This window comes from Mucilaginibacter sp., assembly GCF_039207105.1.
Taxonomy (GTDB): domain Bacteria; phylum Bacteroidota; class Bacteroidia; order Sphingobacteriales; family Sphingobacteriaceae; genus Mucilaginibacter.
The window spans coordinates 1-10,686 of the sequence record NZ_JBCECK010000161.1; the positions used below are offsets into that span (position 1 = coordinate 1).

Consider the following 10,686-nt stretch of genomic DNA (forward strand, 5'->3'; position numbering starts at 1 on the left):
GCCAGCTGGCATTGATACAGAACGGAAACAGTCAGCAGCCTACTATACAAAACAACAATATCCCGGCGTCTGTACCAACTCCTGTAAAACCACAGCAAGTAACTTATGAGCTTACTCCTGAAGAAGCCGTTGAAATAAAAAAACCTTTTGGCGCCACAGCCCGCATTGAAAAACAAACCCAGGAATTGGATGAAAAGCAATCGGCTTTTTTAAGAGACCTTACTATTCAATACAATGCGAAAACCAAAGGCAGTAAAGCACAAACACAAAAAGACCGCTCGTACATGGCCGATCCCCGGGTGGTTAGTGGTTTCAGACCTTTAACCAAGGAGGTGGTTTATCCATTGGTGGTCAACCGATCCAAAGGCAGCCATGTTTGGGATATTGACGGCAACGAATACATTGATGCCCTGAATGGTTTCGGTTCAAACTTTTTAGGTTACCAAACTGATTATCTCAAAAAAGCAGTGCTGGAACAGATTGAAAAGGGCTACGAAATTGGCCCGCAACATGAGCTGGCAGGTGAGGTTTGTAAACTGATAACCGAGTTTACCAATTTTGACCGTGCAGCGCTTTGTAATACCGGTTCTGAAGCTGTATTGGGCGCTATGCGTATAGCACGTACCGTAACCGGCCGCTCTCTTATTGTAGCCTTTAGCGGTTCATATCATGGTATTAATGATGAGGTTATCGTTCGCGGTACTAAAAAATTAAAAACAGTACCTGCCGCGCCCGGTATCATGCCGGAGGTGGTGCAGAACATGCTGATATTGGATTATGGTACCGAAGAATCGCTTCAAATCATAGCAGAACGTGCACATGAACTGGCAGCTGTACTGGTTGAACCGGTACAAAGCCGCAGACCTGAATTTCAGCCGGTCGCGTTCCTGAAAAAAGTTAGGGAGATAACCCAGCAATCAGATACAGTTTTAATATTTGATGAGGTGATATCCGGCTTTCGGATGCACCAGGGCGGCGCACAAGCCATGTTTGGCATTAAGGCTGACTTAGGCACTTACGGAAAGGTAATTGGCGGAGGTATGCCAATTGGTGCTATTGCCGGTATCAGCAAGTACATGGACGCTTTAGATGGCGGCAACTGGCAATTCGGGGATGACTCCACGCCAGAAGCTGGTGTTACTTACTTCGCCGGTACGTTTGTACGCCATCCATTAGCGCTGGCAGCAGGTAAAGCCACGCTTTTATATTTGAAAGAACAAGGCCCGGCTTTACAGGAAGGCTTAAACGCCCGTACCAAGCGCCTTGCCGATGCCTTAAATGAGATTTGCGAGCAGCATGGCTTGCCAATATATATACCGCACTTTGGTTCGTTATGGAAAATTAAATTCAAATATGAATTGGCGTATGGCGAGCTGTTGTTTACACTGATGCGTTTGAAAGGTATCCATATCTGGGACCTTTTCCCTTGCTTTTTAACAGCATCACATACAGAGGAAGAGGTTGATCAGATCATCAGCAAATTTGGCGAAAGTGTTACCGAGCTGATAGAATCAGGTTTTATGCCTTCGGAAAAGCCTGATACAGCCCAAGCACCTTTAGCTGTATCATCAATAGCAGAACCTCCTGTTCCTGGTGCCAAGCTTGGCCGCGACCGAGAAGGCAACCCTGGTTGGTTCATCAATGACGAAAATAATCCCGGAAAATATTTACAAGTAAAACTTAGCAGCAATTAATTTGGATACTGTTTACACATATGATATAGATCCTGTTGAGTTTAACCCTTTCACAGGCCCCGAATTACTGAGCTTTGCCCCTGCAACGGCATCTCAGTCTGAAATTTGGGCATCATGCCTTATCGGTGGCAACGATGCCAACTGCGCCTATAATGAATCATTCTCATTATTACTGTCAGGTTCTCTGAACCATGATGCTATGCTGCGCGCCCTTCAAGACATCAGCAACAGGCATGAGGCTTTACGATCAAGTTTTAGCGCCGATGGCAAGTACATCTGCATATATCGTGAACTTGACCTGGAAATTGAGCAGCATGATATTTCAAACCATTCTGCTGAAGAACAACAGCTATTTATTGATGAGCAAAACCGCCAGATAGCATTAACGCCGTTTGACCTGGTAAATGGCCCACTATTTAAAACATTATTGTTAAAACTGGCTAGTGATCAATATTTACTTACATTCATCGCACATCATATAGTTTGCGATGGTTGGTCGATAGGTATCATGATGCAGGACCTAAGCAAACTATATAATGCTTATGCTAAACACCAATATATTGATTTGCCGGCAGCACCGGCTTTTAGCGATTATGCTGCCGAGTTGCTTACATTTGAGCAAAGCCCTGAGTATAAAGAAACCGAGGCTTACTGGCTTGATCAATTTAAAGGCAGTAGCCACACGTTAAATATCCCTGCCGATCTTCCACGCCCTGCGGTGCGCACCTATAAAAGCCATCGTGATGATTTTCATTTAGATAGCAACCTGGCGTCAGCATTAAAAAAACTGGGCAAAAGTAATGGTAGCAGCTTTGTAACCACCTTACTGGCTGCCTTTGAAGTATTTCTGCAACGCTTAACCGGGCAGGACGAGATCATTTTAGGCTTACCATCTGCCGGGCAATCAGCTACCGGAAATTATGGTTTGGTTGGGCATTGTGTTAACCTGCTGGCCTTACGCAGCTATCCTAAAGCTGAGCTTTCATTCAAAACTTATCTGAAACAAAGAATCTCTACCGTTTTAGATGCTTATGAACACCAGCGCTACACCTTTGGTAGCCTGCTCAAAAACTTAAACATTCCCCGCGATGCCTCACGGATACCATTGGTACCTGTAATGTTTAACATAGACATGGGTATGGATGATGATGTAATGTTTGAAGGCTTACAGCATCAGCTCATTAGTAACCCGCGGGAGTACGAAAGCTTTGAAATATTTGTAAACATATCCGGCCGCGACGAATCATTGGTACTGGAATGGTCTTATAATACGCAATTATTCACTGCATCAACCATCCGTACCATGATGGATGAGTTTGAATTTCTGTTAAAACAACTGGTAAATGATCCGGATGAATTGATCGGTAATATCCCGCTTAAAAACTCAAACGAATTAATAGCTCAGCTACGTCAATGGAACGATACTGCATCGGCTTACCCTAAAGATAAAGCCCTTCACCAACTGATCAGTGAGCAGGTGCAAAAGTTTGGCGATAAACCAGCGGTCAAATTTGCTGGTGAAAGCCTAACCTACAAACAGTTAAATGAAAAGGCAAACCAACTCGCGGCCCTGCTGATTAGTGAAGGCGTTAAAAGAGGCGACAAGGTAGCCTTTGCTCTTAACCGGTCAGAACAATTGGTTGTCGTGATGCTGGGTATCATGAAAACAGGTGCAACCTATGTCCCTGTTGATCCGCAGTTCCCTTTGCCACGCATTAATCATATGCTTTCTGATTCGGCTGCCGTACTTTTAATCACCACCGAACCTTATAAAGAGCATTACCAATCAAATGCTAAAGAACTCCTGATAGAAAATATTTGGCCTAAGCTTGGGCAGTACCCTGCAACCGATATAGAAGTTGATGTAAACGGCAATGATCTGGTTTATATACTATATACTTCCGGCTCAACCGGGATGCCTAAAGGTGTGCAAATAGCCCATCATAACCTGATCAACTTTTTGTACAGCATGCAAAAAGCGCCGGGTATTACAGCTGCTGATAAATTGCTGGCTGTAACCACAGTGAGTTTTGATATATCTGGCCTGGAGCTGTTTTTGCCCCTTTTAAGCGGCGCTGAAATCATTATTGCCGATAGCACCGAAGCTAAAGATGGTCGTGCATTGCTTGATTTGATCAGGCGTGAAGGTATAACCACTATGCAGGCTACTCCCTATACCTGGCGTATTATGCTGGAGGCTGGATGGGATAACTCGGCCCCTATAAAAGTTATTTGCGGCGGTGAAGCCTTGCCAAAAGAACTGGCCGAAAAGATACTGCAACGCGCCTCGAGCTTATGGAATGTCTATGGCCCTACAGAAACTACAGTATGGTCAACCGTTAAGCAAATAAAAGCTGATGATTCGTTTATCAGCATCGGCCGGCCGATTGATAATACGTCTATCTATATCTTAGATAAAAATCTTAATCCACTGCCGCCGGGCACAGCCGGTGAGTTATATATTGGTGGCGAAGGCGTAGCCAAAGGCTATTTAAATCAGCCTACATTAACAGCCGAAAAGTTTATCGCTGACCCTTTTGTCAATACACCGGGCAGTAAAATGTACCGTACCGGTGATCTTGGAAAATTTACCGATAATGGAGAATTAGAATGCCTTGGCCGGATAGACGCTCAGATAAAAATACGCGGTTACCGCATTGAAACCGGTGAGATCGAATATCACCTGGTAAATCAATATAACATTAAAGAAGCGGTGGTTTTAGCCCGGGCCGATAAAAACGGAGTTAATAAACTGATTGCCTTTATTGTTATAAAAACCACCTATCAAACCGAAAACGAAGCCGAACAAATAAAAGGCTGGCGAATGGCGCTCAAAGCCAATCTGCCTGATTATATGGTACCTGATGAGCTGATTGTGATACCGACTATGCCATTAACACCTAATGGTAAAACAGATAAAAAAGCCCTTGCTGACCAAAATGTAAAACTGGCCGAAACTATTAACCAGTACGCCCCTCCCAGAACCGATGTTGAAAAACTGGTTGCTGATATCTGGTCAGAGTTTTTAGGGATTGAAAAGATCAGCATTTACGATAACTTTTTTGAGTTGGGTGGGCACTCGCTCATTGCCGTTCAGGTAATGACCCGTATTGAAAAACTTACCGGTAAACGCCTGCCGCTTGCCGCGCTGTTTGAAAACTCCACCATCGAAAAATTAGCTTTAATGCTGGAGATGGATGGAAAATCCATTGTTTGGGATTCGCTTGTGCCTGTTAAACCAAGCGGTAATAAAATGCCTTTATATATTGTGCATGGTGCCGGGCTTAATGTATTGCTGTTCAACACCCTTGCATCAGGTATGGATGCCGACCAGCCGGTATATGGCCTACAGGCTAAAGGGCTTAATGGCGTTGATGAACCATTGAGCAATATTTTTGATATTGCGGCACATTACAATGCCTCAATCATGGCTCAAAACCCCAATGGCCCGTATGCTCTTGCCGGATATTCATTTGGTGGCATCATTGCCTATGAAATGGCTAAACAATTGCAGGCACAGGGTAAAGAGGTAAAAATGCTGGCCATGTTTGATACCTACGCGTACCGATCACCTTATTATGACCCCTGGTTAACCATGCAGGTAAAAAGAGGAAAGTTCTTCATGAGGAAAATGCTATACAATTTATCATTCCATAATGGATTTGGTAATACCGTTACGCATGCGGCCAAAGCAGTTAAACGGGGAGTTACCCGCCAGCTCTGGAGATTATCTAAAAATGAAAAACAGGAAGGATTTTTTGGCTATGCCAATAAAATTGATGAAATGAATGTTTTAGCTGAAAAACGATATAAATTAGAGCCGCAAAACATAGCCGTAGAATTATTCAGAGCCGAAGACCATACTTTTTATATGGACGATTTTGAATATCTTGGCTGGAAACCATATGCTTTAAAAGGGGTGAATGTACACAAGATACCTGGTGAGCATAACTCCATATTTAAAGCGCCCAACGATAAAGTATTTGCAAGTATATTACAAAACTGTTTAAACGAGGCTGGCAGAAAATAAAATTATACAATGGATCAGATCAAAGTTCGTATCGGATTTCAGGATGACATTTTATGGCAAAACGGTTGCAACTGTGATTATACGTTAACAGATGATCGTGTTGATATTTGGCGCATCAAAATAAGCTCGAACCTGGAGTTTATTGATAACTTTTTCAGGGTATTAATGTATGATGAGATATTGCGGGCAAACAGATACGTACAAAAGAAAGACAGGCTCAGGTTTGTAATAAGCCGCGGTGCGTTACGCTATTTACTTAGCCAATATACCAACCTGGCCCCCACCTCCATCAAATTTGTGGTAAGCACAAATAAAAAGCCGTGTGTGCTACAGCAAAATTTAAAATACAATGTATCACACTCCGGCGATTGGGTTTTGATAGCTGTTTCCAATTCTGAAGTCGGTGTAGATACCGAAGAAATGGATCCTATGTTCAGGTATAAAGAGATTTTGGCTGATAACTTTAACCGGGACGAGATCAATTATATAGCGCATCAGGATTCTATTAACAGCTTCTTTTTACTCTGGACACGCAAGGAAGCATTAACCAAAGCAACCGCCATTGGCTTGGATGATAACCTGAAATACATACCCAGCTTAAACGGCGATCATGAAGTAAACAGCAGTTTATTATCGTCATCAAAAAACTGGCACCTGAATAGTTTTAAACCGGATGAGCAGAATATGGCAAGCGTAGCAACCGAAACAACGGCCGGACAAATCAAGTATTGGGATATTAATCTGGAAAAGCTGTTAACGAGCTTTAAACAACCCGTACTTTAGGATGCAAAAAATAGCCCTTACACCATCCTTCCAACCTATTTTTTTACCTTCTTCATAGGTACGACCGTAATAGGATATTCCTACCTCATAGATCCTGACCCTGGGTATCCTTGAAATTTTGATGGTAACCTCCGGCTCAAAGCCAAATCGCCTTTCGGTAAGTTTTATACCCTGAATAATTTTGGTATCGAACAATTTATAACACGTTTCCATATCAGTAAGGTTAAGATTGGAAAACATGTTTGAGGCAAATGTTAACCAACGGTTGCCAATAGTATGCCAGAAAAATAAAATTCGGTGAGGATTGCTGCCCATAAACCTGGAGCCATATACCACATCGGCAAAACCTGCAATTACGGGCTTCAATAGATCGTTATATTCTGTCGGGTCGTATTCCAAGTCGGCATCCTGAATGATCAGGTAATCGCCGGTAGCTTTTGAAATTCCGGTATGCAGCGCGGCACCTTTACCCTTGTTTACCTCATGCTTAAAATACTGTATATTAAGCTCGGGATTGGAGTGCTGATAAGCAGTAATAGCAAATTCGGTATTATCTTTTGAACAGTCGTTTACAATAATGATCTCCTTTTGAATATCATTAGTAAGGCTTACTGATTTAATTTTATCTAAAATCAAATGTATGGTGTTACCTTCGTTATAAGCAGGGATAATAATAGATAGTTTTTGAATAGCCATTTATCGATTTTTATAAAACTATACAGCTTTTGTATATTATAGCTGTACAATGCTTATTATATCTTTATTGAAAATATATTAATGCAAACTGTAATTGAACGTGCAAAAACTTACTTAACCAAACCAAAAGTAATACTTATTCTTGCATTCCTGATTGGTTTAACCCTGCTGTTTTGGTTTTGTTTGCCTAAGCCACTATTTAAAAGCCCTACATCCTATGTAATTGACGACCAAAGCGGGCAATTACTGGGTGCCGCCATAGCCCGGGATGGTCAATGGCGTTTTCCTTATAACGATAGTGTGCCCGATAAGTTTAAGCAATGCATCATAGCATTTGAGGATAAACGCTTTGAACATCATCCCGGTTTTGATGCATTGGCTTTTGGCCGGGCCATCAGACAAAATATGTTGTCAAAAAAAGTAACCAGTGGGGGCAGTACCATAACCATGCAGGTTATACGGTTGGCAACTAAACACAAACGCACCATCTGGAATAAACTGCTTGAAATTGTGATGGCCCTGCGCCTGGAACTTACTTACAGCAAAAATGAAATATTGGCGCTTTACGGCAGCAATGCGCCTTTTGGCACCAATGTTATTGGGCTGGATGCTGCATCCTGGCGATATTTTGGTCGCAGCCCCGATAAACTATCCTGGGGCGAAATGGCGGCTATGGCAGTTTTACCTAACTCACCATCATTGGTGCATCCTGGCAGAAACCGGAATATATTATTAAAAAAACGTAACCTGTTACTTCACCGCTTGCAACAATTAAACGTAATTGACAGCGCAACGGCTGCCTTAGCCAGTTTAGAACCTGTGCCCGATCGCCCGGTGCCATTACCCCAGTTAGCCCCTCACCTTTTGCAACGTTTTAAAAATGATCATCAGGCCAAACCTATTGGTGATACACGTATCCGTACAAGTATTAACGCCACCTTGCAGCAACAGGTAAACGATATATTAGAACAGCATCACCAGGTTTTAAAGGCTAATGATATCAATAACATCGCCGCTATTGTGCTAGATATAGAGACAGGCGCGACACTGGCATACGCGGGTAATATAGCACACCGGGAAGACCCGCAGATGGAAAGCGATGTCGATGTTATTGATGCCCCGCGCAGTCCCGGCAGTACCTTAAAGCCATTGTTATATGCCTCTATGCTGCATAATGGTTTGATATTGCCCAATAGTTTGCTGCCCGATGTACCCACACTCATAGCAGGTTATCACCCAGAAAATTTTGATCTCGGTTATGATGGGGCAGTACCTGCATCAAGGGCTTTATCACGTTCTTTAAATGTGCCTGCGGTAAAAATGCTGCAGCAATTTAAGTATGAACGCTTTTATGATTTTTTGCAAAAAGCAGGTATAAGTACACTAAACAAACCTGCTGACCATTACGGCCTATCGCTCATTTTAGGTGGGGGTGAAAATACCTTATGGGAGCTAAGCGGCGCTTATGCAGATATGGCTCGCGTACTTAATCATTACGATAAATACAAAGGCTGGTATAATCCGGCCGATTATCATAACCCGGTTTACAGCTATCCGGAGTCAACAACCAATCCAAACCTGGAGCGATCGGGTTTATTGGATGCAGCATCTATATATTATACTTTCCAGGCTATGGAAGAAGTAATGCGTCCTGGCGAGGAGATGCTTTGGCAGCAATTCAGCTCGACCCAGCGCGTAGCCTGGAAAACCGGCACCAGTTTTGGCTTTCGCGATGGCTGGGCTATAGGGGTTACGCCTAAATATGTTGTTGGGGTTTGGGTAGGCAATACTGATGGTGAAGGTCGCCCGGGGCTTACAGGGATCAATACAGCAGCCCCTGCCCTGTTCGAGATATTCAGATTACTGCCCGTGTCGCGTTCCTGGTTTGAGATGCCAACCGGCGAAATGGTTAAGGTGAAAGTATGCCGTCAAAGCGGTTATCGCGCAGGGCAATATTGTGACGATACCGAAGATATGTGGATACCCAAAGCCGGCTTAAAAGCACCGGTTTGCCCTTATCATCAATTAGTACATCTATCTGCCGATGGTAAATATCAGGTAAACGGCAATTGTGAATCGCCGGATAATATAGTAAACAAAACATGGTTTATACTGCCCCCATCTATGGAATATTATTACAAGGCCCGCAATTACCAGTATCATGTGCTCCCTCCGTTTCGGCCAGATTGTGGGCAAGCGGAAAACGGCAACGCGATGGAAGTGATCTACCCTAAAGATGGCGCTAAAATATACGTTCCGTTGGAGGCCGATGGCAGCCGGGGCAGGATGATCTGCAATGCGGCCCACCGGGTTCCGGGAATTAAAATATTCTGGCACCTGGACGATCAATATGTAGGCACCACACAGGACTTTCACCAGATGGCCTTAAATCCGCCACCCGGCAAACATATACTCACACTGGTAGATGGCAATGGCAATACCATTAATATAAGCTTTGAAGTATTAAGTAAATGATGTGATATTAATATAATAGTATCATACTTCAGCAATTTCAGTCAATACCCTCCTCTCAAAACTGAAAACTATAATTATATTGGCCTATTAATTTATATATACATGCTTGAGCAGTATGATCTGCATAATTTACTGGTAATTGATATTGAAACTGTACCGCAGTACAGTACTCATGAACAAGTACCCGAACATCTGCAAAAATTATGGGAGCGCAAAAGTCAGAATGTGCGCAAGGATGAATCGGCCGAAGATTTTTACAAAAGTGCCGGTATCTGGGCCGAGTTTGGGAAAATTGTTTGCATATCAGCCGGAATATTCACCGGAGGTAAAGACACCGGATTGCGTATTAAATCATTTGCTGGACATGATGAAAAAGAATTGCTTACTAAATTTTCGGCGCTGTTGTTCAGTCAGCCATCCAATTTAGTGTTATGCGCCCATAATGGTAAAGAATTTGATTTTCCATACATCTGCCGTCGCTTATTAATAAGTGGCCTGCCAATTCCGCCTCAGTTACAAATAGCCGGTAAAAAGCCCTGGGAAGTAGTTCATTTGGATACGATGGAGCTATGGAAGTTTGGTGACTATAAAAATTACACCTCCCTCAATCTGCTTACCGCTATTTTTGATATCCCTACTCCAAAAGATGATATTGACGGTAGTATGGTTGGTCATGTTTATTGGAATGAGAATCAGTTAGACAGGATATGCACCTATTGCCAGAAAGATGTTATAGCCACCGCGCAATTACTCAGGCGCTACCGGGGCGAAGAATTAATAAAAGATGAATTGATTACCATAATAGGGCAATAATGCTGCAAGTAAAAAACCTGTCGGTTAATTTCAAAACAAGGGATGGCTTATATAAAGCAGTAAAAGGTATATCTTTCGATTTAAAAAAAGGAGAAACAATTGCTATTTTAGGCGAATAAGGATCAGGTAAATCAGTAACCTAGCTTGCGCTCATCCGATTGCTGAATACCTAACAAGCAGAGATACAAGCAAAGG

General features: G+C 42.8%; 6 protein-coding genes. 5 read left to right on the forward strand and 1 reads right to left on the reverse strand.

Annotated elements, in window-relative coordinates; translation table 11 throughout:
- The 3 genes from AAGC65_RS21845 to AAGC65_RS21855 form a co-directional block, all read left to right on the forward strand.
- Positions 1–1,694 (forward strand): aminotransferase class III-fold pyridoxal phosphate-dependent enzyme (locus AAGC65_RS21845; protein WP_343114590.1); only part of this gene is annotated, 1,694 nt, incomplete at its 5' end.
- 1 nt (position 1,695) lies between these two features.
- Complete coding sequence (locus AAGC65_RS21850) at positions 1,696–5,724, forward strand: amino acid adenylation domain-containing protein (protein WP_343114591.1); 4,029 nt, start codon at positions 1,696–1,698, stop codon at positions 5,722–5,724.
- 9 nt (positions 5,725–5,733) lie between these two features.
- Positions 5,734–6,507, forward strand: a complete 774-nt coding sequence (locus tag AAGC65_RS21855; RefSeq protein ID WP_343114592.1) for a 4'-phosphopantetheinyl transferase superfamily protein — start codon at positions 5,734–5,736, stop codon at positions 6,505–6,507.
- On the opposite strand, the gene AAGC65_RS21860 is transcribed toward AAGC65_RS21855, so the two are convergent.
- Positions 6,478–7,203 carry a glycosyltransferase family 2 protein gene (locus AAGC65_RS21860; RefSeq protein WP_343114593.1) on the reverse strand — a complete coding sequence of 242 codons (726 nt, stop codon included), beginning with the start codon at positions 7,201–7,203 and terminating at the stop codon, positions 6,478–6,480. The two genes, AAGC65_RS21855 and AAGC65_RS21860, sit on opposite strands and share 30 nt — an antisense overlap.
- An 81-nt stretch (positions 7,204–7,284) precedes the next feature.
- Between AAGC65_RS21860 and pbpC the strand changes: the two genes are divergently transcribed.
- Together pbpC and AAGC65_RS21870 are read left to right on the forward strand one after the other, a co-directional pair.
- Positions 7,285–9,678: a penicillin-binding protein 1C gene (pbpC, locus tag AAGC65_RS21865; protein ID WP_343114594.1), complete on the forward strand. Its 2,394-nt coding sequence runs from the start codon at positions 7,285–7,287 to the stop codon at positions 9,676–9,678.
- Positions 9,679–9,780: 102 nt separating this feature from the next.
- Complete coding sequence (locus AAGC65_RS21870) at positions 9,781–10,491, forward strand: 3'-5' exonuclease (RefSeq protein WP_343114595.1); 711 nt, start codon at positions 9,781–9,783, stop codon at positions 10,489–10,491.
- Positions 10,492–10,686: the final 195 nt, after the last annotated feature.

Excerpts from the sequence above, each read along its gene's own strand:
- AAGC65_RS21855 (WP_343114592.1), top strand. The coding sequence starts at position 5,734 with ATGGATCAGATCAAAGTTCGTATCGGATTTCAGGATGACATTTTATGG.
- AAGC65_RS21860 (WP_343114593.1), bottom strand. The coding sequence starts at position 7,203 with ATGGCTATTCAAAAACTATCTATTATTATCCCTGCTTATAACGAAGGT.
- pbpC (WP_343114594.1), top strand. The coding sequence starts at position 7,285 with ATGCAAACTGTAATTGAACGTGCAAAAACTTACTTAACCAAACCAAAA.
- AAGC65_RS21870 (WP_343114595.1), top strand. The coding sequence starts at position 9,781 with ATGCTTGAGCAGTATGATCTGCATAATTTACTGGTAATTGATATTGAA.